Raw genomic sequence first — 25746 nt, 5'->3', positions numbered from 1 at the left:
AGCCGGTGGTTCATTTTCTAACGTGCAGATAAGATTGTCGATTACATCATACGTTTATTTAAACGTCTAAAGTAAACGAAAAGGTTAAATTGTCAACAACCTGTTCCGAAATAATCGCCTGAAAGACTGGACCCCTGCGAAAACCGTACCGGAAATAAAGCGCTTATCTTGCGCAACCGGTAACTTCTTGCTAAGTTGCTTAGTATACTGATTCTGTTCATTTCTACCTGCTTCATGAAAAAACTACTTCCGCTTGCCTGCCTGCTGGCAACCGTTGCGGTTGGACAACCTGTACCGAACAAACCGGCTCACGTAACCAAAACATATCAGCCACCTGCCTTTACGGATCCTGACCGGCACAAGAAAATAGAAGCGGCCATTCCGGTGATCGATAAACTGTATCGCGAATACGCAGAAAAAAATCATTTCCCGGGCATCGTCTTCGGCCTGGTCGTAGACGGGAAATTAGTCCATGCCGCCGGTGCCGGTTTTACCGATGTCAGCAAGAAAACAGCGGCTACGCCGACGTCTCTCTTCCGGATTGCGTCTATGAGTAAGAGTGTGACCAACATGGCCATTCTCAAACTCCGCGACGAGGGTAAACTCCGGCTGGATGATCCGGTGCAGCAATACATCCCGGATATGGCGAAGATGACCTACCTGACCGCCGACTCCCCGCTGATTACGATCCGCCACCTGATGACGCACACGGCCGGTTTTCCGGAAGACAATCCGTGGGGCGACCGGCAGCTCGACGATTCGGATGCCGATCTGATGAAACTCATCAAAGGCGATTTATCCAATTCAAACGCGCCAGGCGTCAGCTACGAGTACAGTAACCTGGGCTTTGCCATGCTGGGAGCGATTATTACAAAGGTTTCCGGGACGCAGTACCAGCGCTACATTACCGATAACATTCTGAAGCCGCTGGGTATGACCCACACAGTCTGGGAATATACGGAGGTCCCTGCCAACCTGCTGGCGCACGGCTACCGCTGGGAAGACAATCAGTGGAAAGAAGAAGCGCTGCTCCACGACGGGTCCTACGGGGCTATGGGCGGGCTCATTACCTCCGTCGAAGATTTCAGCAAATACATGGCTTACCACCAGGCCGCCTGGCCGCCGCGCAGCGATGCCGATGCGGGACCGGTTAAGCGCAGCTCGGTACGGGAAATGCAGCAGCCGTGGACGTTTAACTTCCTGAACCCGCAGTTTAAGTACCCAAGCGGCCGGACCTGCGCCATGACCAGCAGTTACGCCTACGGCCTCCGCTGGAGCCGCGACTGCGACGGCCGGGTGTATGTCGGGCATACCGGCGGATTACCCGGCTTCGGCAGCCAGTGGTGGGTGATGCCCGACTACGGTATCGGCGTAGTGGCCTGCGGCAACCTGACGTATGCGGGTATGGGTAATGCCAACTGGGCGGTACTCGATACCTTGATCCGCCTGGCCGACCTGAAGCCCCGTCAACTACCCGTTTCGCCGATCCTGACACAGCGGAAAAATGAACTGATGAAGCTGCTGCCTGAGTGGAACAATGCAGAAAAAAGCGGCATTTTCGCCGAAAATTTCTTCCCCGACAAATCCGTTGCTTACCGCCGTCAGGCAGTAAAAGACCTGTATGCCAAAGCCGGCAAAATTGTCCGCGTCGGTGAATTGATTCCTGAGAATCAGTTGCGGGGCCGTTTCCTGATCGAGGGCGAACAGGCCAATATTGATGTGTTCTTTACGTTAACCCCCGAAAATCCGGCGCTGATCCAGCAGCTCGATTTCAGAGAAGTCAAAAAATAAATTCCATAGCCCCGGCAAAACCAGTGTCTTGCCGGGGCTAGTCTATTCTCTCTCCTAACCCATGACACAACGAAACCCTTATCTGGCAGCAGGTACGCTGCTTGTCTTACTGGCATTATCCTGGTGGAGCATCTGGCTGGTGCGACCACCCGACGTAGTACCGGCCTCTGCTCCCGACACTGAATTTTCGGCCGAACGGGCCATGCAGCACATCCGCCGGTTTGCGCGGCAACCACACGCCATGGGCACTGCCGAACATGCCCGCGTCCGGACGTACCTGGTTAATCAGCTCCGTGAACTGGGGTTGTCTCCGACTATACAGGATACAACCGTTGCGCCTGGTACACTGGTGGGTCATGTTTATAACATTATCGGGCGATTAAAAGGAAAAGGCACCGGTAAGGCTGTTCTGTTGATGGCGCACTACGATTCCCAGCCCAATACCCTCGGCGCGGCCGACGACGGGGCCGGTGTCGCCGCCATTCTCGAAACGGTCAGAGCCCTGCGCAAGTCACCGGCCCTGCAAAACGACATTATTGTGCTGCTGACCGACGGCGAAGAGTACGGCCTTTTAGGAGCACGGGGGTTTATGCTGCACCCATGGGCGAAGGAAGTCGGGTTTGTGATAAATCTGGAAGCCCGCGGCAACGGCGGGCCGAGCATGACCTTTGAAATCAGCCCACAGAATGGGTGGGTAGTGCAGGAGTTTGCCAAAGCGGCACCCGTTCCGTTTGCCAGCTCGCTGATGTACGAAGTGTACCGCGCCCTGCCCAACGATACTGATTTTTCGATCTTCCGCGAAGCTGGGTATCCGGGTGTCAATTCCGCGTTTATCGACGGTTTTGTCAATTACCACAAACTAACCGACACGCCCGAGGCACTGGACCAGCGAAGCCTGCAACACCATGGCAGCAATACGCTTGCCCTCGCAAAACACTTCGGAGCGGTTTCGCTGACGGATACCAAAGCGCCGGATAAGGTCTTTTTTAATCCTGTGAGCAGCTGGCTGATCCAGTATCCGATGGAGCTTTCGGGTGTACTTACGGTCATAACCGGTTTACTGCTTGGTCTGACTATTTTCCTTGGCTTTAAAAAGCAGCTGTTCAGCATTGGCCAGAGCGTTAGCAGTATCTTTATTTTCCTGCTCATCCTGCTACTCACCGGCGGGTTCTTCTTTGGCTTCAACTGGCTCATTATAAAACTATTACCGTTCACACATTTTTACAATGGCGTGTATCAGTCCGGAATCTTTTTTGTGGGATACACCGGTATTGCCGTTGCGCTGGTTCTGCTGCTGAGCCGGCTGGCCATCCGGTGGGTACGGCCTTTTTCGCTTGTTACCGGCGTTAACACGTTTATCCTGCTCCTGATTATTACCCTGACCCTGCTTGTTCCGGCGGCCACCTTTATCTTCCAGATACCGCTGTTATTTGCCCTGACCGGTACGCTTATTGTACTGCTGACCAACCAGTACCGGCCACCACAGGGTATTGTATACGCAGGCGTTTTTCTGGTCTGTCTTGCCCCGACCATACTGATGCTGATGCCGATGGTCAATCTGCTGTTTATCACCTTTGCCCTGCAGTTGCCCTCTGCTCCCATGATCGTACTGGCGTTTGTGCTGGGCCTGTGCCTGCCCTTGCTCATCGTCGTTGACCGGAGCCTGCAATGGAGCCGCGTTCCTGCCCTGCCGCTCTTTTTTTTAGCCTCCGGCCTGGCCATTACCGGCTTTGCGGTTTTTAAAGAAAGGCCGACCAGTGAGCAGCCACTGCACAATCACCAGCTTTACATCCTGAATGCCGATACGAAAAAAGCCATGTGGGCCAGTGCCTTTGCACAAACCAACGACTGGAACAAGACTTATTTCCCGAAGGGGTATATGGGAAAATTAACCGGCTTTTATCCAAATCCGGAGAAGACCTATCTGCTGAACCCTGCGCCGCCCATTACGGATGCACCACCAACCGCAACGGTTAGATCGGATATAACCCGCGATTCTGTACGGACACTGACCTTACAGGTAACATCTGTCCGCGGCGCGGCGCACATGGAAGTTGTCATACATGTCCCTAAAGAAAGTGATTTGTTGTCGGTAAACATAAAGGGCGCAACGGTGCCGAAAAACTGGTCGGGCGGTGCCGATGGTAAGTGGCTCCATCTGTACGTTGCCGGACTACCAACCGACAAAACCATACCGGTGGAACTCAGGCTGGTACCTGCCATACAGGTTACTGTGCGCCTGTACGATCACTCCATCGACTTGCCGGAATCACTGCTGAAAAGTCCGCTCCCTGCTCATGTGATTCCAGAGCAGGGACCGAACAGTAATGTGACGATTATCGGGAAAACATACCGGTTCTAACCCGCAATTTCGCGTAATGCCTTTACGAATGCATCCAGCTCCTGCGTAGTGGTGTAAAGGTGAGGCGTTACGCGAACCCCCTGCACCCCGGCTTTCGGATTGTCGATGGCCACCGTAAAAATGCTGTATTTACTCATCAGCGTTTTGGCCAGATCGGCCGGTGCTACACCTTTGACGCCGACGTTGGCAATGGCGCACGAACGGTGTTCTTCGGCCGGTGTGTTCAGCACCAGTTTCGGATGGTTCCGTACCTGATCGGTCCAGTACCGCTGCAAAAACCGCAACCGCGCTTCTTTCCGCTCACTACCGATTTTCTGATGAAACCGGATCGCATCCTGAATCGCCAGATCGGTAGCGACCGGATGTGTCCCCGTATGATTCAGCTTGCGGATATCATCATCGGCATATCCCATGTCGCCGAACAGCTGCCATAACGGGGTAATTTTATCTTTCCGGACATATAGCAGCCCTGCCCCGAGCGGTGCACCCAGCCACTTGTGCAGGCTGGCGCCGTAATAATCGCAGCCTCCCAGATCACCGATTTTGAAATTCAGATGCGCAAACGCATGGGCGCCGTCCACCATCACCTCCACCCCATGCCGGTGCGCCATTTCCGTAATTTTCCGGATGGGCATCACATGGCCGGTAATATTGATGAGGTGGCAAACCATCAGCAGCCGTGTTCTGGGCGTAATGGCTTTTTCGTAGACCGACACAATTTCGTCATCCGAAGCCGGATGGTTCGACACCGTAATCACCTTATTAACAATGCCGTAGCGACGAGCCTGTAGCTTAAACATGTCCAGCATCGCGCCATAGTCCTGCTCAGCCATAATGGCCTCATCACCCGCTTTCCAGGTCAACCCCGCAATCACCGTATCGAGCGACTCGGTGGTATTCCGCGTAATGATCACCTCGTCGGCCGAAGCGCCCAGCAGCTCCGCCAGCTGCTTCCGGGAAACCAGCTTGTCGTCGAACTGCCGCGTCCGCATGTAGTAGGACGATACCGAATTGATCCGGCGGATATGTTCCTGATAACGGTCCAGCACCTCCTGGGCTGCCAGCGAATAATACCCGTTTTCGAGCTGGATGAAGTCTTTCGTTACCGGATAGGCCAGCCGGATTTGCTGCCAGAAGGCTTCATCGGACGCCAAAATACCGGCATCCATGCTGCCCACACGGGCAAGAGCATCATCCAGCGACAGAGCAGCCGCCGCACCGGTGGTTCCCAGCATTGTTTTCAGAAATCCGCGTTTGGAAAGCGTTGCCATATTATTTTACAAAAAGCAGTTCACGGTATTTTACCAGCGGCCAGTCTTCATCGTCAATGATCAGTTCGAGTTTATCCACGTCGTAACGGATCACCTCGAAAAAGTCTTTTACCTTCGTGGCATACATTTTGGCCCGTTCGGTGGTATCAGTCAGGTTGTTGGCTTCCTTCCGCGCCTCGAGCATAGCCTCAACATTTGTCTTGATGGCGCCTACGTATTTCGAAATTTCGCGGATCAGCTCCTTAATCGGGGCGGCTTCCTCTTCAAGGCCAATATCAAGCAGTGCTTTGGCGGTCTGCGCCAGATTGTTCTGGTATTTCAGGGCTGTCGAAATGACATGGTTCATGGCCAGATCGCCCATCACCCGCGATTCAATCTGCACCTTTTTAATGTATTTCTCCAACTCGATTTCGTAGCGCGATTCTATCTCCGAATGGTTCATAACGCCCATCCGTTCAAACAACGTCAGCGATTCCGGTTTCAGATATACCGCCAGGGCATCCGGCGTCGAAGCAATATTCGACAGGCCGCGGCGGGCCGCTTCGTCCACCCAATTGTCCGAATAACCGTTTCCTTCGAACAGAATCCGCTTTGAATCAGCGTAATACTGCTTCAGAATATCAACGATTGCCAGCTCTTTCTTTTCGCCATTTTCAAGCCGGGCGCTGAGGTCAACGCGGAATTTATTCAGCTGATCGGCAACAATCGTGTTCAGGATAATCATCGTTGACGATGAGTTCGCTGAACTACCGGCCGCACGGAATTCAAATTTATTGCCGGTAAACGCAAAGGGCGACGTCCGGTTACGGTCGGTATTGTCCCGCAGCAGAGATGGTATCCGGTTGATACCCAGTTTATAATAAACATTATCTCCCTTCTGAAGCGAAATCTCGTTTTTCGTTTCGAGGTCCTCCAGCGCTTTGGTCAGCGTTTCGCCCAGGAAGATCGACACAATGGCCGGCGGTGCTTCGTTGGCCCCCAGCCGGTGTTCGTTCCCCGCCGACGCAATCGACGCCCGCAGGAGGTCGGCATTGTCGTGTACGGCTTTAATCACGTTAACCAGATAGGTAATGAACCGCAGCGTCTCTTTTGGTTTTGAGCTGGGAGCCAACAGGTTAACCCCCGTGTTGGTGCTCATTGACCAGTTGTTATGTTTCCCGCTGCCATTGATACCGGCAAACGGTTTTTCGTGGAAAAGCACTTTAAAATCGTGCCGCTCAGCCACTTTTTCCATCAGGTCCATCAGCAGGGCATTGTGGTCGATGGAGAGGTTCACCTCCTCAAAGGTCGGCGCAACCTCAAACTGCCCGGGCGCCACCTCATTGTGCCGTGTCCTGACCGGAATGCCCAGTTTCATCGCCTCAAACTCAAAGTCAACCATAAACGCGTTGACCCGTGGCGGAATCGACCCGAAATAGTGATCTTCGAGCTGTTGCCCCCGCGCCGGTGAATGCCCGAAGACCGTCCGGCCTGCCATCACCAGATCGGGGCGGGCGTAGAACAAGGCTTTGTCGACCAGAAAGTACTCCTGCTCGGGCCCCAGTGTGGCGGTAACCTTAGAAATGTTCCGGTCGAAAAACTGCCCGACACCGGTCGCCGCCTTATCCAGGGCATTGAGCGCTTTCAGCAGCGGTGTTTTATAATCCAGAGCCTCTCCGGTGTAGGAAATAAATACCGACGGAATGCAGAGCGTTTTACCGCCCGCCCCGTTATCCATCAGAAACGCCGGCGACGACGGATCCCAGCCGGTATACCCCCGGGCTTCGAAGGTATTCCGCAACCCCCCGTTCGGAAACGAAGAAGCATCCGGCTCCTGCTGTACCAGGGCACTGCCTTTGAACTTTTCAATGGCCTTGCCCTCGACGGTAAGGTCGAAAAAGGCATCGTGTTTTTCGGCGGTTTCGCCCGTCAGCGGCTGAAACCAGTGGGTATAGTGTGTAGCGCCTTTGCTGGTAGCCCAGGCTTTCATGGCATTGGCCACCTCATCAGCAATTTCACGGTCGATTTTTCCGCCGGTGTCAATCGCTTCGGTGATCCGGATATAGGCTTCGGGCGACAGCAGCGCCCGCATGGTTTCTTTGTTAAAGGTATAAATGCCAAAAAAGTCGCTGACACGGTCGGCCGGTGGCGCAACGGGGACAGCACGACGATTCTGGGCAATTTCAAGGGCTTTGAAGCGGTGATTTGACATCTGAAGAAGAAGTGGTTTTAAGGCGTCAGGGTATCAACCCGCAAGGTTGATGCAAAACGTGAAATTTATAGAATGTACAGATACAAAAAAAGCTGTTTTTCAGAGAAAAACAGCTTTTGGTATATAGCAGAATTGCGTAATTCTAATTTACAGAGACTACCGGGATTAAACAGCAGCCGATTTTACCGTTGTAATGATACGGGCAGCTACTTTGTACGGATCAGCAGCTGAGTTCGGACGGCGATCTTCCAGCCAGCCTTTCCAGCCACGTTCTACCGTAGCGATCGGGATACGGATTGACGCACCACGGTCAGACACACCGTACGAGAACTTGTCGATTGACTGTGTTTCGTGCTTACCGGTCAGACGCAGGTGGTTATCAGCACCGTATACATCCATGTGCGCCTTGATGATATCAGCAGGAGCAAATGCCTGGCAGATCACATCGTATGTTTCCTTGCTGCCGGCTGTACGCAGTACGCTGTTCGAGAAGTTCGCGTGCATACCTGAACCATTCCAGTCGGTATCGCCCAGCGGCTTGCAGTGCCAGTTGATTGAAACGCCGTATTTCTCACCGATGCGCTCCAGTAAATACCGGGCAACCCAGATCTGGTCACCGGCTTCTTTAGCACCTTTTGCGAAAATCTGGAATTCCCACTGACCTGTTGCTACTTCGGCGTTGATACCTTCTACGTTCAGGCCTGCATCCAGACATACGTCAAGGTGTTCTTCAACGATGTAACGGCCATAGGCGTTTTTCGCACCTACTGAACAGTAGTAAGGACCCTGGCCACGCGTCGGGAAGCCTTCAGCCGGGAAGCCAACTGGCTTATCGATGCTTTCATCCCACAGGAAGTACTCCTGCTCAAAGCCAAACCAAAAGTCGTTGTCATCGTCTTCGATAGTAGCACGACCGTTTGTTTCATGCGGTGTACCATCAGCGTTCAGTACCTCACACATAACAAGGTAACCGTTTTTACGCTGTGGATCCGGGCAAATGAAAACCGGCTTCAACAAACAGTCAGACGAACCGCCCGGAGCCTGCTCAGTTGATGATCCATCGAAAGACCACATACCGCAGTCTTCTAATTTACCTGAAAAGTTGTTCTCAATTTTTGTCTTAGAACGAAGACTTTGTGTAGGCTTGTAACCGTCGAGCCAAATGTACTCAAGTTTAGCTTTTGACATGGTTTACTGAGGGAGATTAAGTACCTGGTAAAAGAATCAAACGAACATCGTTTCGCAAATGTAATAAGCATTTCACAAAATAAATATATGCTCATTATGATTTTTACCATATTTTTTGACTGTTTTTTAGAAAAATTACAATAATAATTCGTTTATTACAATAATATTAAAGATTTTGTTTCAGGTTCATGCAATTTTAATTTTAACCAATTTTCAGTCATATATCAATTCTGTAGCCTTACTCCCTGTTTTTTTAATCCTCATTTATAGATTTTATATCAAAAATCACAGTAAAACAGTCAAAAAAGAGACTAACTATTTTACTCGTTGATAATCTGGCCGTTGTCCTGCTCATTTTTCAGGCTATTTCACCGTACCGGAACCCCTACCGGCAAAAATTTGTACTTTTGCATGAGCGTTAACGAACAACCGGTTTACGGGTTCGCCCTATTTCATGAAAAAAGTTGCTTTCTATACACTCGGCTGTAAGCTGAACTTCTCCGAAACGTCTACCATTGCCCGTATTCTCGAAGGCGAAGGGTATCAGCGGGTCGAATTCAACCAGCAGCCGGACATATTCATCATCAACACCTGCTCCGTGACTGATAATGCCGACAAGAAATGCCGGAAGATTGTCCGCGAAGCACAAAAGATCAATCCGGACGGCTATGTGGCCATCCTCGGGTGTTATGCCCAGCTGAAACCGCAGGAGATTGCCACCATTCCGGGCGTAGACGTGGTGCTGGGAGCCGCTGAAAAATTCCGGCTGCACGAACTGATTCATTCATTCGAAAAAGAACCGACCGGTCAGGCCCGTGTCTTTAATTCGTCTATCGAGGAAGTCATTGACTACCACGCTTCGTACTCGCTCAACGACCGTACCCGTACGTTTCTGAAGGTGCAGGATGGTTGCGACTACCCTTGTTCGTATTGTACCATTCCGCTGGCACGGGGCCGCAGCCGGTCTGATACGGTCGCGAACGTGGTGAAGGCGGCGCAGGATATTGCCGCCCGCGGGGTAAAGGAAATTGTTCTGACGGGCGTTAACATCGGCGATTTTGGTCTCCACAACGGCGAACGCACCGAAACCTTCTTTGACCTGATTAAAGCGCTCGATGAGATCGATGGTATTGAACGCTTCCGGATTTCGTCCATTGAACCCAACCTGCTCACCGACGAAATTATTGCCTTTGCGGCGCAGTCGAAGCGGTTTGTCCCGCATTTCCACGTACCGCTGCAATCGGGCAGTAATGCGGTTCTGGGTTATATGCGCCGCCGCTACAAGCGTGAACTATATGCCAACCGCGTGGCAAAAATCAAGGAGCTGATGCCGGACGCCTGCATTGGTGTCGACGTAATTGTGGGGCACCCCGGCGAAACCGACGAGTTATTCAAGGAGACCTATACGTTCCTCAACGAGCTGCCGGTGTCGTATCTGCACGTCTTTACGTATTCGGAACGGCCGAACACCCACGCCCTGAGTATCAAACCGGTTGTACCGGGCAACAAACGGGCCGAGCGGTCGAAGATGCTGCATATTCTGTCGGACAAGAAACGCCGGGCGTTCTACGAAACACAGGTGGGTCGTGAGGCAACCGTCCTGTTCGAGGAAGATGCCGAAAACGCCGACCGCAACGAAGGACTGATGTTTGGCTTCACCGAAAACTACGTGCGGGTCATTGCGAAATACGATCCGCTGCTGATCAATGAAACGATGCGCGTGCAGATGACCGGCCTGAACGCCGGCGGGCATATGGAAGTGGCGGAAGCCGGCGTGCTGGTGTAACATCAGCACACCGGAACCGGGCTGCGGTTTCAGCTTTTTTCAAACCAGCGGTACTTCTCGGCCAGACGAATGGCTTCTAACTTGCTGTGCACGTATAGTTTCTCGTAGATATTCTCAATATGCTTACGCACGGTTGACAGGCTGATGAATAAATCGGCGCTGATCTGTGCAGGGGTTAAGCCGTTTGTGAGCCGTTCCAGAAGCTCAACTTCCCGTTTGGTCAGATCGAACGCTTCAGGGCGGGGAGACGACTTGAGGGCGGACGACGCAACGGGTTCATCTGGCCGCGGCGACGGACTGGCTGACTCCTGACGAAGCAAACCCAGAATTTTATAGGCAATCAGCGGCGACATCGGTGCTCCCCCGCTGATCACCTCCTCGATAGCATTCACGATCTGGTCAGTGCGTTCATCTTTCAGCAGATACCCACTGGCTCCCGCCCGGATGGCAGCAAATATTTTATCATCATAATCAAAAACAGTCAGCATCAGTATCCGGACAGCCGGGTACTGGCCGCGGATATGGAGTGTGGCCTCAATGCCATTCATGATGGGCATGTCGATATCCATCAGAATCACGTCCGGCAGATGCAGACCCGTCAACCGGACAGCCTCCTTGCCATCGCCTGCCGTAAAAACAACCGAGACCTCGTCAAACAAGGATAGATTACGGCATATTGTCTGAAGCAGGGCGGGATTATCCTCAATAACAGCGATACGTATGGCCATAGCGAAACCGGAATTAATACGGGTCAAATTTCAGGATTCTGAACCGGTTACGTCTACGTAAACTTGCGTATTTTCAAGGGGTATCTCCAGAAAGATCCGGCACCCTTGCCCGGGGGCTGTGTCTAATTGCCACTGTCCGCCAAGCCCTTCCGCCCGTAACTGCATGTTCAGCAAGCCATAATGGCCGGGATTCTCCGTTTGCGGATCAAAACCGGTGCCATTATCTTCGATCCGAAGCTGTAGCAATTTCTTATCGTTGGTTTGCAGTTGAACCCTGATCAGAATGGCCTGTGCATGCCGGACAGCATTACTCACCCCCTCCTGACAGATTCGAAACAAATTCAGGGCCTGTTCAGACGTTAATGGCAGTGACTGATCCGTTAGGTCCGTTACCAATTGCAACTGTTTATCCGGCAGCATGGCCTGCTGGCGGTTAATATACTGGTGTAATTGTACCCGGAACTCACCCAGCAGAATATGTTCGCGGTTGATGGCCCAGATGGTTTCGCGCAAACTACCGATCGCCAGCCGGGCGTGGCTGCCGATGGCCGCCATGTGCGCCGATGAGTCACCCCGGTTACTGTCGTGGCGGACATGGTCCAGGCTGGATGCAATAATCGAAAGCTGGGCCCCGACATGGTCGTGGAGATCGCGGGCAATCCGTTCTTTTTCCTGCTGCAGCCGGAGGCTGGCCTGAGCTGACCGTAACTCTTCCTGCCGGGCTTTTAACTGTGACTCAAGCAGTTGTTGCCGCTGTATTAAAATTTCGCCGGTCAGCTGGTTTTCCATCAGTTCTTTTTGCTGACTAAGTAACTGATTCACCCGTTGTTTTACCCGCACGTTGCGGAACAGTACCACCGCCAGGGCAGCCAGCAGCAATACCCCGATGCCCGAAGCATAGAGTAACCGGCGCTGATAAAGGCTCCGCTGCTGGTCAATCTCGTGGTTTTTTGTGAGCAGTGCAATCCTTGACTGCTTTTTATCCAGATCAAATTTATACTGCAAGGCCGCGGTCTGCCGGATTGTTTCCTCACCCCGCAAGCTGTCTTTCAGGTTCATGAACCGGCGCTGGTATCGAAATGCAGCCGCATAATTCTTCTTCCCGGCATAGGCCTCCGCCAGTATCTCGGCTGCGTTCATACTTATGTCCCGCATACCGCCCTCGTCAGCTGCCCGCAGGCTCCGGTTTGCATACACGAGGGCACTGTCCAGTTGTCCGGTAAGCAGGTGTGCTTCAGCCAGAATTTCTTCGATCCAGGGTAAGTAGCTGGATGCATCAATACGCCGTACATACTCCAGTACCTCTCTCCCGTACCGGAACGCATCCGCATATTGGCCGGTCCTTATGCATACCTCGGCGATGTCCCCTTGTACAGAGGCACGGTCGAGAGGCCGGTCAAGCAAATCAAACAACGGCAGCACCTGCTCATAGTAGCGGCGGGCAGCAGCAAACTGATGCTGTTTTGTACTGATAATTCCCAATATCGTCAGGCCGCGGCATTGCTCATTCAGATCCTTGGCCTCCTTCGCCATCGGTAAACCTGCCAATACGTAGGTGCGGGCTTTTTCATAATCATTCAGCATCGTGTAGTTCTGGGCCATCAGGAAATTGATGTATGCCTTTAAGCTTTTATCCGAAATAGCCTCTGTCAGCACCAACGCCTGCTGAATATACGCGATTGACTGCGGGTAGTTTCCCTGCTCGGTGGCGATAAACGCCAGCCGGTTCAGGCAATTGATTTGTCCGGTCTGCTCGCCCGACCGGCGATAATGGTACAGGGCCTGCCGGGCGTAGTCAGCAGCCTGCCGGTACTGATTTTTTGTCATTGCGTGCAGCGACAAATGAAGATACGCCTGCGCCTGTCCTGCGGTAAACCTCAATTTACCGGCAAGTGCGAGGGCTTCCCTTGCGTACTGTATCTGTAGATCCGGATCGCTGTTTCTGACAGCATGGCTAAGTGCATTCAGGCGGTTAACCCGACCGGTATCCGTCTGCGGATGCGCTTTGAGTAATGCCTTCAGGCTGTCGACCGGCGATGGGCCGGCCAGTACCTGAACCGACAGCAGGACGCCGGTTACTAACAGGCTATTGAAAAGGCCGGCAGCTTTCGCCGCAAAGGAATAGCCGGAGAACCGCCGGGCGTCTGAACGTCTGTCAACCAGCTTTCGGACGGCCGCCGGCCCCATCAGAATGCCGGTCAGTGTATAAATAGGCATAGGCATTGGGCTGGTAATCTGAACCCGTAAACGTCTCTGAATTATAAAGTTCCTTAAACGTAAGAATTTGCCGGGCTACGTACAAACAAGTAATAATCATCTTCCGTAAACAAGCAGGATAAACCACGGTGCCTCGCAATTACCCTAAGCAGATCACGAAAGGGACGATGACAAACTGACACCCCGGACAATGATCCGTAGGCGGTTGATTAATGCATTGCTTACGCATACGGCCATAAAAAAATCCTCCTGATCAATGCAGCGCTGCATTGATCAGGAGGATCAACAAACATCCGGCATATTACCCCCGACGACCATAGCCGCCACGGTCAGGATACCCATAGCCGCGGTCACGATCATAGCCACGACGGTTATTTTGCTGGAAACTGTACAGGCGGTCGCGTTGAGCCGGTGTCAGTACATCCATAATCGCCTGTTGTTTCTGCCAGCTGAGCCGCTGAAAATCGCGCGGGTCAAGGCGGCTGCCCGGCATCAGGCCCAGGCGGTCATAATGATTCTCAATCCGGCGCAGTTCGCGTTCCTGCCGACGGGTCAGGCCGACAATAGCATCCAGCCGGTCGATCCGGTATTCGTCCCGCATATCGTCGGCGCGCGGGTTAGGCATACCCTGATTCGGATAACGGTTACGGGCGTCGTAGTTCGGGTCATAACCGCGTTGCGCCATTACGGTTCCGGTAGTAAACAGGGCTATGGTTGCGATAGTCAGGATTGCCTTTTTCATGGTATTATTTCCTTTTTTTGTTGTTTCTATCGGTTAGAGACAACCGGCAACCCAACGTTTAATCAGCGGCAGAAAATAGTTTGTTTTTTTTAGCCGCCTATCATCAAGCCCTTCATAATCAATCTACAACCTTATTTTTTTTCAGTGGTTACCACTGATGGCGCCGGAAACAACCGGATCGGACTATAGCGTTTATAGCTTTCAAAAACCTCTCCGTTTGTGCCCATCCGGGGATCCTGCGTCGCAGTAAGGTAGTTTCTCAGTTTTGTCCGCATGGCTGTCAGTACCGGCTCAGCTGCTTTTTCAGATGCCAGGTTTTTCAGACAGGCCGGATCCTTTACAATATCATATAACTCATCCTGCGGCCGCTTGTCAACCGCCAGATGGAAATACCGCGCCACTTCGGGTTTAGCCCGCTCGCGGAACACGTAAGAATCCTGAAAGTCATCAATATCAAAGTAACCACTGTCCGGTGTCCCGGGCTCCCCTTTTTCATCATAGGGTTGCGGGTCACCCGCCGGCCAGCGGTCAGGATGCACATTCCAGATGTACAGGTATTGCCGGGTGCGGATACATCGCTGCGGGTAGCCAAGGTTGTTCCAGCGGGATGATGAGTGCCGCTCCCGTGACGCGTAAACAGCGTCCCGTTTTTTATCAACCAGTCCCTGTTTTCCGCCGGTAAGCACGTTCACCAGGCTACGTCCCTGAATGTCGCTGCTGTTGAAGGCAACACCGGCAGCTTCCAGAAATGTCGGTGCCAGATCAATCAGACTCACCAGATCGGTTACTGTCCGGTTGCCTTTAACCCTATTACCCCACCGGATGGCCAAGGGCATATGAATTCCGTATTCGTACGCATTGGCTTTGGCCCTCGGGAACGGCATACCATTATCTGAGGTAACCACAATTAAGGTATTGTCCAGCTCGCCGGCATCCTGCAACTGCTGAATAACCCTGCCCAGATGTTTGTCAAACCACTCAATTTCGTAAAAGTAGTCCATCATATCCGCCTTCACGTCGGGGTGATCGGGCAGGAAACCCGGCACCTTCACCTTTGCCATATCCATCCCGCTTTGCTGCCCGATCCCGGTTGGGTAGCGGCGGTGGGGCTCATTTGCACCAAACCAGAAGCAAAAGGGCTTATCCGCCGGCTTAGTGGCCAGAAACTGGCCAAAATTGGCGGCATAGTCATTGGGACTGATCCCTTCCGGGGCTTTCATCCGCTTCTGATTAAAGCCTTTGCCGGCAGGGTTCTGCGACCGGCCGGAGACGCTGAAATCGCCGGGCCCCCACCCCTTGCCGGTGAAACCAATGTAGTATCCGGCTTCTTCCAGCCGATCCGGATACGTTCTGAATTTAGCGGCGAACGAACTGGCGTGCGTACCCGCTTCTTCCAGCTGCCAGCAGTTTTTCCCCGTCAGGATTGCAGCCCGGGAGGGACTACATCCGGGCGATGCCGAAAAGGCATTCGTGAACAAAACCCCTTCCCGGGCAATCCGGTCAAATGCCGGCGTTTTAACCCCTGTAGTGCCGTATGCCGATGCATGCGGGTACGACTGATCATCGGAAATAACAAACAGGATATTCGTTTTTTTGTCAGCAGCAGGCCGTTTATCCGTCTTTATATCGGGCAAGACGGCACTACACAACAGCGCACCCGTGAGCACACTACCCACCATAACCGCAGCGGTGTTGCTGATTAAAGCCCCTAACCGGCATTGTGCCTCATTCAGAAAATTCTTTTTCATTTTGAATAGCCCGGGTTTTGCTCAAGTACAGCGCCTGTGTTTCGTTCTATTTCACTGTACGGAATCGGCAGCAGGTTGTTGTGCGGCTCTACATCGACACCGAATCGGGCAGCAGTCGGATGACCGTTACAGTATTTTTTTGTTCGTTCGTAAAGAAGCCCTAACCGGTTCAGCGTTAACCGCCGGCGCTCTTCTACCCCGAACTCCCGCATCCGCTCATCCAGAATGTAGTCGATGGTCACCCGGGCCGGCTCAACGGGTTTTGCGTGTGCACGGGCCCGCACGACGTTGATATCAGCCGCTGCACTGACCAGATCTCCCTTGTTCATATACGCTTCTGCCCGTAGCAAATAGGTCTCTGCCAGACGGATAAAATACTGATCGCTATAGGTAGTACCGGCCGCCGAGGCATTCAGCGTTTTCAGAACCGGATCAACATAGAGTTCGGCCGGATGCTGCCCCGGTGTCGTTACCTTCGACTGGTAGGGATAGAAATTCCGGATGGTATCATCAACAGTCTTGCGGAAAGTCGCCCGGAATTCTGATAGTTTCCGGCCATACCAGACCGACGCAGGGTTGTTAAACTTAACATCCCGTACGAAATTATATTCCGAGTTCCGCATATCGTTCCAGTCATCCTTCCAGATGCCATAATTCAGGTGGTTGGTTCCGCGCAACCGGCCGATTCCCCGCCCGCCCGTGTAGTCAGACACGCCCAGCGCCAGAAACGGGCTGACCCCGTTCGGATCTTTATAGGAAAAGCTGTAGGGGCGCGGCGAATGATCACGCTCAAGCTGCGGACCGGCAATCGCCGCCGAACGCACAACACCACCCAGCATATCAACCTCATACTGGAACACCCAGATCCCCTCGGTATTCCCCGCACTCCGGTTCTGGTTGTACCGGCGGAAAAGATCCCAGTATACATCCCCTGGCTCTTTGGCAAGCGACCCGAACCGCTGTTTCATTAAGGTCAGATTCGGGTTGCTGATTACCGCCGAAGCGGCTTTCACCGCATCATCATACCGTTTCAGACAGATGTACACTTCGGCCAGCATATGATTGGCCGCCGGCGCAGACACCTGCCCGTCTTTCACCTTATTAATATCCCCGAGATTAGCGGCCGCAAACTCCAGATCAGCCGCAGCCTGCCGGTATACCTCTTCGCGGCTTGCCCGGGTGTAATCGGTTTTTGGTGTTGTTACTTCATTGAGTTCAATGGGTACTCCGCCGAATAAGTGCGCCAGGTTACGGTAGGCCATCCCTCTGAATAAGCGTGCCTGTGCTTCTATGCCTGTCTTCTGCGCCTCTGTCAGCGTTGATTTTCCGATCCGGTTAAGGATAATATTGGCACTGGAAATAATCTTGTAGTGTTGCTGCCAGGGAAAACTTGCCTGCACCGAAATAGACGTCAGCGTAGCGGGATAACTACCAAAACGCTCATTCAGCTGCTGAGCTGCGTTGTAGCCAATATCCGTTCCATAGACGTAATCCAGCGGACGGTGCTCTCCCGAGGATAATGTACCCCGCGTCAGATCATACAGGGCATTAATGGCCGTATTATAATCTCCGGCGGTAATAAATGAATTTTCCGGGCTGGCAAAATCCAGGGGCACTTCGCGTAGTATTTTCTGTTCATTACAGCGAAAGAACAAAAGCGGCATCGTGGCCAGTATGCAGATTCTGATTATTAATTTCATAACAGTAAAATTGACGGCTTAAAAACGAACATCCAGACCAACAGAAAATCCTTTCAGAACGGGGCGGCCGTTAACCAGCAGCCCGTCACCGGTTTCAGGGTCCCAGCCCTGCCACTTCGTCAGCGTCATCAGGTTTTTCCCGCTCGCGAAGACCTTGATATCCTTCATACCAATGCGGCTGGCCAGGGCCGGACTCAGGCTGTACGACAGAGTAATATCCTGCAACCGGATAAAGCTCCGGTCACCATAGTAATTGTATTCAATAGCCCCGCCCTGATCGAGCGCACGGTACCGAGCCCCCGGATTTGACGGTGTCCAGTAATCAAATTCACGCCAGAAATTATTCCGCCGGATATTATCGCCAATACCCAGGGCAGTAGGCATATTCTGTTTCCGGTAGCCGTCTTTACCGCCCTGAATGGAATTGATAAAAATGCGGAGGGTGAAGTTCTTGTAATTAAATTCATTCAGGATTCCAAAGTTGTAGGCAGCTTCCGTCCGCCCCATGATCACCCGGTCTTTAGGGTCAACAATGCCATCCCCGTTCTGATCAACAATCCGGTGTGTGCCCACAAAAAAGCCTTTGGGCACCTCATCGCCCAGCTGAATGATACCCCCAGACTGGTAATCATAGATTGCCCCGATAGAGCGGCCGATGAACAGACCGCTGGCCGTCAGATCATCTTCGATACCATTCTTATCATTGTCCTGCCCCAGCAGTGAAATAATCCGGTTACGGTTGGCCGACAAATTGGCGTTGATGGTCCATTTGAAATTGCCTCCTTTAATTGCCTTACCGGTCAACACCAGCTCAATGCCGCGGTTGGCAATTTTGCCGATGTTTGTTGTGATCTGATCAAACCCCGTCACATTCGGAATATTCACGTTGAATAACAGGTCCGTAGTCGTGGTATGATAATAATCGACACTCCCCGAAATGCGGTTATTCAGGACTCCGAAATCAACGCCAAGGTTAAAACCGGTTGTGGTTTCCCAGCTCAGGTTCGGATTGGCCAGGGTTGACACCTGTTGCCCGAATTCGGTTGCCCCGCCATCGCCAAACACATAAGCGGGATAAATATCCATTCTGGCCAGTGAGGAATACCGGCTTGCCAGATTCCCGTTCGCCCCGTACGATCCTCTGATTTTTAATAGGTTAATCCATTGGGCTTTCAGGAAATTCTCCTGACTGATTACCCATCCGAATCCCAGGGACGGGAAAATGCCCGTTTTTTTATTTTCAGCAAAGCCCGAAAAGCCGTCCCGGCGTACGGTTGCCGTCAGTAAATACCTGAGTTTGTAATCGTAGTTGATCCGCGCCGTCTGATAAACAAAGGTCTCTTTCCAGGCAGCCGACGAAATCGTCTGAATACCTGCCTGACTCAGATCATTATAGCCCAGCCGAAGGCTTTTAAAGTTGGCGCCGGTTGCTTTGCTTTCTTCATAATTCCGGGCGCGCCGGCCGACAACCGCCGTTACGTCGACCGAGTGAACACCATTAAACGTTTTTTTATAGTTCAGGATATTGTCCAGTGTCCAGTCGTAGGCGTTGGTATTGAGTTTATACGCCTCTCCGGTTGCCCCGTTGCCATACGGGTTGCTGTTATAATGCCGGTCCCAGGAATAATTATGCCCATAATTCAGCCGGTAAGACAACCCATCCACAAAGGGGACATTAATTTGGGTATAAAAATTACCAAAGAGATTATTCCGCTTATCCAGATCATCGGCAGCCGCCACCAGAAACGGGTTTGACACATTGGTCGCCATCGGATTAAGTACATAATTTCCGGCAGCATCTGTTGGCGAAACCAGCGGAGGCATGATGGTTATACCGCCCAGAGCCGGCGAAACGCCCGAGTAGTCAGAAAAGGAACCAAAGGTCTGCGCCCCGATTTTAAACCATTTCAGAATCGTATTTTCAATATTGATCCGGGTGGTAATCCGTTTAAATTTATCGTTCATGATAAATCCTTTCTCATCGGTATAACCTGTTGACAGAAAGTAGGAAAAATCCTGATTTGATCCCGTAACACTAAGGTTATGCGCTGTAATGTAGGCGGGATTAGTGGTTCCTTTCCACCAGTCATAGTTTGTTCCGTTTAACAACCCTTCACGGATCGGGGGATCAATAATCGAATTCTGAGCGTTATACGCGGGATTCGGCCTTGTGTAGTCAGGAGCCAGAAAAGCGCTTCGCCACTCCTGATCGGCTATTTTAGCAATATAGCCTTCCCGGTCGAGCAGATGAAGCGTTTGGGAGGGTACCTGCGTCGTATAGGAACCCGTATAATTAAAGACCGGTTTTGAATTTTTTTTCCCCCCTTTGGTCGTAATCAGAATAACACCGTTGGCCGCCTGAGCTCCGTAAATGGCCATACTGCTCGGGTCTTTCAGGACATCAACCGACTCAATATCCGCAGGGTTCAGATCGCTCAGGCTGCCGGTATAAATGATGCCGTCTACAACGAGTAGTACGTTCTGGTTACCGTTGATGGTTGTACGTCCCCGAATCGAAATGGTCGGATTCTGGCCGGCCGTAGATACCTGACCGATATTCAGGCCCGGCACCGTGCCTTGTAGTGACTGCGCAATGTTTACATTCGGCGACTCCCGGAAAGCATCAATATCGGCGCGGACAACGGAACCGGTCAGATCGCTTTTTTTCAGCGTACCATACCCGATCACTACTACTTCGGCCAGTGCTTTTTCGTCCGATTTTAAGGCGATATCAAGCTGTGTTCTGTTACCGACCGTCAGCTCCCGGCTCAGATACCCGACAAATGAAAACACAAGTACGGTTGAGGTATCAGCAATATCTAGTTTAAAATTGCCCAGCACATCGGTTGTTGTCCCGCGGGATGTCCCTTTAATAACGACACTTACCCCCGGCAATGCTTCCCCCTTTTCATCCGAAACCTTACCCTGGATAGTCTGATCTACCACCTTACGGGTCAGTGGATTATCCTCTTCACCGGGTTCTGTCCGTGCCGAAGAGGGCTGACTTAGCTTTAGTACAATCCTGCCGTTAACAACCTGATAGGTAACGTTTTCCGGCTGAAACATCACATCCAGCACTTCGGCAAGTGTTTTATTCGAAAGAGACATTGACACTTTCCGGTTCACTGGTAATGAGCGGGGGCTGAAAACAAATTTTACCCTTGCAATTGATTCCAGCTGGGTCAGTACATTCCGGATATCTTTCTGCCTGACGGTAATATCTACTTTCTGCGACAATAATTCCTGTGCATTGACGACATGGCCATGCGCATAACCCGCCACAATGACCATCATGACAAACTGAAAAAAGGAAACTTTCATCCAGACACGTAAGGGTATTAGGAATTGTATTCGTTTTTGCATTGCTTTGCTTTTGTTGAATAATTAAAAATTTGACAAAAGCTCCCCGGCTTCATTTTTTGATGAAGAATTTTCTGCACAACGGAAACGGGAAGCATAACAGGCCGGATATGCTGCGAACATATCCGGTTTTTTTGTGTAAGTACCGGGTTACTTCATTCGTTTTTCAGGGTTTAATCAGCAGATTTATACGGAGCACATTCACCACCGGTCATGACAATAATGGTTCCCTGCACTTCAGTTTTTGTTGTTAATAATGCGTTAATAATTTCCAGTTTGGCAAATAATGATGCATCCGCCAGATTTGCCGTTACCGAACATTCGCCGATTGCTGTATTTGTTAATTTAATTTCTACACCATACGCTTTTTCCAGTTTTTCCAATACTTCCTGTAAAGGCGTATTTTCAAAAATAAAGGCATCTGTTTTCCGGAATTCATCCGTCGTATCGACTACCTGCGGGTTATCAACCAATCCGGTACGGCAGGAACCGGTACTTTGCTGAAAAGCTACCTTTTCATTGGGCCGCAGCACCACACGTTCAGACTTTTTAGTTGCCCCATAGCCATTGCCAGTTGCTGCTTCGACCAGCACGCTCCCCGTTCTGACAGCGACTTCGATAGCCTGAGACTGTTCATTTTTCTGAATGGTAAAGCTGGTGCCCAGTACTTTTGTCACGATATGTTCGCAATAGACAAAAAACGGTTTCTGAGCATTGTGTGTAACGGAGAAAAAACCGTTACCGACCAGATAAACAACTCTGTTTTTCCCGTTAAACGACGCAGGGTAATAAAGCCTGGCATTGGGCTCCAGAACAACCTGACTGCCATCGGGCAGGCGGACCTGTTTGGCTGCGCTGGTTTCATTATCGATCCGGGCAAGTGCCGACTGTTCTGCAACCGACAAGTTACTCAGGACCTGCGGCGGCGACTCGCGTAAACCGTACATCCAATACATAAGCCCCGTTATCAGCACTACGGAGGCCGCCAGTGCCAATCGGCTCAGATTTCGCTCAAACCAGTTTCGGGTAACTATTTCCGGCTGTTCAGACGGCTCCTGTATGGTAGTAAGAATCCGGCTCCAGAGCTTATTTTCAAGGGCTTGCCGCGCCGGTTCAGTTTTTTCTTCCTGATCAGGTTCACCAATAGCATCATACCAAAAATCCATCGCCTCTTTTTCTTCCGCAGCAGATGTATTGTTGATATAGCGTTGCAGTATTTTTAAAAATCCCCGCCTGTGTTTATACATAAGATCCGGATAGAGCTGGCTGTGCGCTATAGTATTATGTACCCTATATGCCGCAAGAGCCGCAAACACGCAGATAAATTATTATAAAATTCATAGGAAACAGACAAAAAACAGCCATTATTCCTGCTATTTTACAATTCAATAAATGCTTTACACAATATCAGAAGCGAAGAGAAATAAGGAGAATAATACTCCAGATAAAATCTTTCAGATACATCCGCATGACACGGAGCGATTTCGTAATGTGGTATTCAACAGTACGTTCCGGTATTTGCAGCAAATTTGAAATTTCAGTAACGGAGCGGCCTTCGAGGCGGTTTAACCGGAATATTTCCCGGCTTTTTGACGGTAAGTTTTCCAGACCTGTTGAAATTGCGGCATGCAAATCATTTAAAGCCAGTTCTTCTTCCGTTTGTGAGTCTGTTTTTACGTCATTTTTGAGAACAGCATCCTGATGCGATTGACGAACCAGTGCTGCTCTGATGTATTTCAACGTTTGATATTTTACGGCTTTATATAAATAATTACTTAGCTCATCAATAACAATGTGATTCCGTCTTTCCCAGAGATCAACAAAAATATCCTGAATAATTTCTTCCGCATCCTCTTCCGCGCGTACTTTTCGTTTGGCTACCTGATACAGTGTATACCAATAGCGGCGATAAATTTCCTGGAAGGCATGTTGATCCCCTGCCTTCAAATGCATCAGGAGGACCTTGTCAGTAAGATTAGCAGCCTCCATTACAAAACTGTAAGTCGATTTGAATTTATCGCAAATATATCTACAAATAATTCAACGTTTTGTGCGCCGGTAAAAGCGGGTTAACGTTTTATATCTTTAATAAGCAGGATTAAATTCATTTACTACTCACAAGCCACCCCGCATATAGTTTTTATCTTGCCTTTATACGTCTCTTCAGAACCTGCACTCCGCATTCGTTGTTAATAAGGACGAATACGGAAATACATGGAAGCAAACGATAAACTGGACCGCATCATTGAGGCGCGGATGAAACTCAAAAGCCGTTTTGAGGAAAAAATGGCCAACACCCCGTCGCTGGCCGATGATGCGCCGCGAGGTAAAGGCCCGACGAACCGCCACGGCATGCCACAGGTACCGGTCGGCCAGACAGTTACTGCCAAATGGCCGGTGCTGGATCTGGGCTATCAGCCCCACATTCCGCTTGAAAAATGGCAGTTATCGATAGACGGAGAGGTTGACGAACCGGTCCGGCTGAAATGGGAAGATTTTATGGCCCTGCCTCAGGTCGAAGATACCAGCGATTTTCACTGCGTAACGACCTGGTCGCGGCTGGATGTTCCCTGGGTTGGGGTACGGTTCATGGATCTGGCGGCACTGGTCATGCCTAAAGCCACAGCAACGCACGTTATGTGCTATGGTTTCGATGGCTATAGTACCAATATCTCTCTGGAAGAAGCGCTGAAACCGGATGTGCTGCTGGTTCATACCGCCGACGGTCAGCCGCTCACCCGCGAGCACGGCGGCCCGCTGCGGATGATTACCCCACAGCTGTATGCCTGGAAAGGAGCAAAATGGATTAAACGCATTGAGTTTCTGGACGGCAACCGCCTTGGATTCTGGGAGGAGCGCGGCTATTCGAATACCGCTTACCCGTGGCGCAACGACCGCTACAGCTAATGGTAGAGACGCAATATGTTGCGTCTCAGCATGCGTAAGCAAAATGAATGCGTAACCCGCGTAAGCAACCTACGGAAAAATCAGCGTCCGGTTGCTTACGCGGTATCGGGCTTACGCGGAATGAGCCGCAAGATGTTGCGTCTCTACGGGGTATTTTCGATGAAATAATAGCAAAGCATGTGGCAGATCGTCATGTGCGCATCTTCGACCCGGCCGTAGTGCTCCGAATCGATCACGATGACTTCGTCGGCGATTTCGGCGAGCTTGCCTTTTTTCCCGCCAACCAGCGCGATGGTTGTCAGGCCGTTGTCTTTGGCCCACTGAATGGCTTTGACCAGGTTCGGTGAACTGCCGCTGACACTCATGGTCAGGACCACATCCCCCGGACGGCCATAGTTCTGCAACTGTCCGGCAAACACATCTTCGTAGCTGTAATCGTTACCAAGGGCGGTTATCCAGGCAACGTTTTCATTCAGTGACATGCACCGGAAGCGTTTGCCCAGCTTGTCTGACGAGCTTTTACCGAGATCGGTAATAAAATGCGATGTATTGGTGCCGCTGCCACCGTTGCCAAACGCAAACAACTGACGGTCTTCGGCCCAGCATTTTTTCAGTAATTCGACAAGGTGCGCTACCTTTTCGGCCGGAATCGAATCATAGGCGGCCTTTTGCTGCGCCAGATACTCTGTAAAATAAGACATATAAAGTTGAGTTATACCATACTCAGGGCACCAACCGGTACCGCATCTTCACCCAGTTTAGCCATCAGAATGACCGGAGCGGGCTGAAACGCTTTCATCACAAATCGTGGCAGAGCCGTACGGACAGACGCCCGCAACGGCTCACCGATCAGAGACAACCCACCGCCAATCACAATAGCATCAGGGTGAAACAGATGCACCACATGCGACAGTCCGAGGGCCAGCACTGAACCGACCTGCGTAATCAGCATATTGGCCACGGGATCGTTCTGCTCGTAGGCCGGATGCAGAAACCGTGCCTCCCCGCCTACCTGATCGCCAACCAGCTGTTTCAGCGGCGAATCGGCCGGAAGCTGCGGTAACAGTTCCCGGATCTGCTGATCAATGGCCCAGCCCGAACACGTCTGCTCGACGGTCTGGCCTGGAAAATCGTCGCCCGGCGGCACCAGCCACAGGTGACCGATCTCGGCCTCACCCGGCACGGCACCGTGATAAATCTGTCCGTCGATCACCATGCCGCCGCCAACGCCACTGCCAACCGTCACATAGAACACGTTTTTAAAACCGCGCCCGCCGCCGTGTATTGCCTCACCGAGCGAAGCCGCATTGGCGTCATTTTCGATCCGGATTGTCGGCGCGCCGGTCAGTTCATAGAGCCACTCGCCCAGATTGAACCCCGACCAGCCTTCGATCTGGTGCGAGGTCGCAATCTGACCCGTCTGCCAGTTCACCGGCCCGCCAAACCCCACGCCAATGGCTGAGACCGGCTGCCGTAACTGACGGACAGTTTGCTCAATGTGCGTCAGGATACCCGCAGCCCCCGCTTCTTTATCTACGACAAACCGGTGACGCTGGACTATTTTGCCGGTGTTGTCACCGGTAACTATCTGGAGTTTCGTACCTCCTATTTCAATACCTAATTTCATGAAATCGTACAGTTAATGAGCGACTTACGGCCGAGTTGACCTGACCGGTAATTGTTCAGTATTTCGTTTGGATTTATCCTCACGCCAGGAGCTATTCCTGCTGATTATGCAGTCAAAGGAAATGCCGG

17 protein-coding genes are annotated in these 25746 nt (G+C 51.5%); 4 read left to right on the top strand and 13 right to left on the bottom strand.

Translation table 11 applies throughout. The annotated features are described in order from the left end of the window. Positions 1 to 234 precede the first annotated feature (234 nt). On the top strand, positions 235 to 1791 hold the full coding sequence (locus AC23NW_RS14595; protein WP_487450396.1) for a serine hydrolase domain-containing protein: 1557 nt from the start codon (positions 235 to 237) through the stop codon (positions 1789 to 1791). A 61-nt stretch (positions 1792 to 1852) separates the two neighbouring features. Continuing rightward, complete coding sequence (locus AC23NW_RS14590) at positions 1853 to 4153, top strand: M20/M25/M40 family metallo-hydrolase (protein ID WP_487450395.1); 2301 nt, start codon at positions 1853 to 1855, stop codon at positions 4151 to 4153. On the opposite strand, the gene AC23NW_RS14585 is transcribed toward AC23NW_RS14590, so the two are convergent. The 3 genes from AC23NW_RS14585 to AC23NW_RS14575 form a co-directional block, all read right to left on the bottom strand. Continuing rightward, the gene (locus AC23NW_RS14585) at positions 4150 to 5424 is read right to left on the bottom strand and encodes an aminotransferase class V-fold PLP-dependent enzyme (RefSeq protein WP_487450394.1); all 1275 of its coding nucleotides are present in this window, start codon (positions 5422 to 5424) and stop codon (positions 4150 to 4152) included. The genes AC23NW_RS14590 and AC23NW_RS14585 overlap by 4 nt on opposite strands. 1 nt (position 5425) lies before the next feature. Further along, positions 5426 to 7615 carry a glutamine synthetase III family protein gene (locus AC23NW_RS14580; protein WP_487450393.1) on the bottom strand — a complete coding sequence of 730 codons (2190 nt, stop codon included), beginning with the start codon at positions 7613 to 7615 and terminating at the stop codon, positions 5426 to 5428. Positions 7616 to 7780: 165 nt separating this feature from the next. Further along, the gene (locus AC23NW_RS14575) at positions 7781 to 8803 is read right to left on the bottom strand and encodes a glutamine synthetase beta-grasp domain-containing protein (protein ID WP_071505075.1); all 1023 of its coding nucleotides are present in this window, start codon (positions 8801 to 8803) and stop codon (positions 7781 to 7783) included. A 454-nt stretch (positions 8804 to 9257) separates the two neighbouring features. Between AC23NW_RS14575 and mtaB the strand changes: the two genes are divergently transcribed. Continuing rightward, positions 9258 to 10589, top strand: coding sequence for a tRNA (N(6)-L-threonylcarbamoyladenosine(37)-C(2))-methylthiotransferase MtaB (gene mtaB / locus AC23NW_RS14570; RefSeq protein WP_487450392.1), 1332 nt, complete (start codon positions 9258 to 9260; stop codon positions 10587 to 10589). A 29-nt stretch (positions 10590 to 10618) separates the two neighbouring features. Here the strand turns inward: mtaB and AC23NW_RS14565 are convergent, their stop codons facing one another. The 8 genes from AC23NW_RS14565 to AC23NW_RS14530 all read right to left on the bottom strand — a co-directional run bounded on the left by AC23NW_RS14565 (position 10619) and on the right by AC23NW_RS14530 (position 23073). Beyond that, a complete protein-coding gene (locus AC23NW_RS14565; protein ID WP_487450391.1) occupies positions 10619 to 11317 on the bottom strand; it encodes a response regulator in 699 nt (232 codons plus the stop codon). Between the two features lie 30 nt (positions 11318 to 11347). Next, on the bottom strand, positions 11348 to 13534 hold the full coding sequence (locus AC23NW_RS14560) for a tetratricopeptide repeat-containing sensor histidine kinase (RefSeq protein ID WP_487450390.1): 2187 nt from the start codon (positions 13532 to 13534) through the stop codon (positions 11348 to 11350). Between the two features lie 301 nt (positions 13535 to 13835). After that, positions 13836 to 14276: a hypothetical protein gene (locus tag AC23NW_RS14555; protein ID WP_487450389.1), complete on the bottom strand. Its 441-nt coding sequence runs from the start codon at positions 14274 to 14276 to the stop codon at positions 13836 to 13838. Positions 14277 to 14407: 131 nt separating this feature from the next. Further along, positions 14408 to 16024, bottom strand: a complete 1617-nt coding sequence (locus tag AC23NW_RS14550) for a sulfatase family protein (RefSeq protein ID WP_487450388.1) — start codon at positions 16022 to 16024, stop codon at positions 14408 to 14410. Further along, the gene (locus AC23NW_RS14545; RefSeq protein WP_487450387.1) at positions 16021 to 17724 is read right to left on the bottom strand and encodes a RagB/SusD family nutrient uptake outer membrane protein; all 1704 of its coding nucleotides are present in this window, start codon (positions 17722 to 17724) and stop codon (positions 16021 to 16023) included. The genes AC23NW_RS14550 and AC23NW_RS14545 overlap by 4 nt, the downstream gene beginning before the upstream one ends. 18 nt (positions 17725 to 17742) lie before the next feature. Further along, complete coding sequence (locus AC23NW_RS14540) at positions 17743 to 21045, bottom strand: TonB-dependent receptor (protein WP_487450386.1); 3303 nt, start codon at positions 21043 to 21045, stop codon at positions 17743 to 17745. A 212-nt stretch (positions 21046 to 21257) separates the two neighbouring features. Beyond that, positions 21258 to 22331 carry a FecR family protein gene (locus AC23NW_RS14535; protein ID WP_487450385.1) on the bottom strand — a complete coding sequence of 358 codons (1074 nt, stop codon included), beginning with the start codon at positions 22329 to 22331 and terminating at the stop codon, positions 21258 to 21260. Between the two features lie 160 nt (positions 22332 to 22491). After that, entirely contained in the window at positions 22492 to 23073 is a 582-nt protein-coding gene (locus AC23NW_RS14530) for an RNA polymerase sigma-70 factor (protein ID WP_487450384.1), read from the bottom strand. A gap of 225 nt (positions 23074 to 23298) precedes the next feature. On the opposite strand from AC23NW_RS14530, the gene AC23NW_RS14525 reads away from it, so the two are divergent. Continuing rightward, complete coding sequence (locus AC23NW_RS14525) at positions 23299 to 23991, top strand: sulfite oxidase-like oxidoreductase (protein ID WP_293843753.1); 693 nt, start codon at positions 23299 to 23301, stop codon at positions 23989 to 23991. Positions 23992 to 24134: 143 nt separating this feature from the next. Here AC23NW_RS14525 and AC23NW_RS14520 read toward each other — a convergent pair whose 3' ends face one another. Both AC23NW_RS14520 and AC23NW_RS14515 read right to left on the bottom strand, forming a co-directional pair. Continuing rightward, positions 24135 to 24692 carry a D-sedoheptulose-7-phosphate isomerase gene (locus AC23NW_RS14520; RefSeq protein ID WP_293843756.1) on the bottom strand — a complete coding sequence of 186 codons (558 nt, stop codon included), beginning with the start codon at positions 24690 to 24692 and terminating at the stop codon, positions 24135 to 24137. An 11-nt stretch (positions 24693 to 24703) separates the two neighbouring features. After that, a complete protein-coding gene (locus AC23NW_RS14515; RefSeq protein WP_293843759.1) occupies positions 24704 to 25618 on the bottom strand; it encodes an ROK family protein in 915 nt (304 codons plus the stop codon). Positions 25619 to 25746: the final 128 nt, after the last annotated feature.

The organism is Arsenicibacter sp. R0_47 (genome assembly GCF_057652235.1).
Note: the sequence above shows the minus strand (reverse complement) of the source record. Positions and strands in the feature narration are given on the sequence as shown.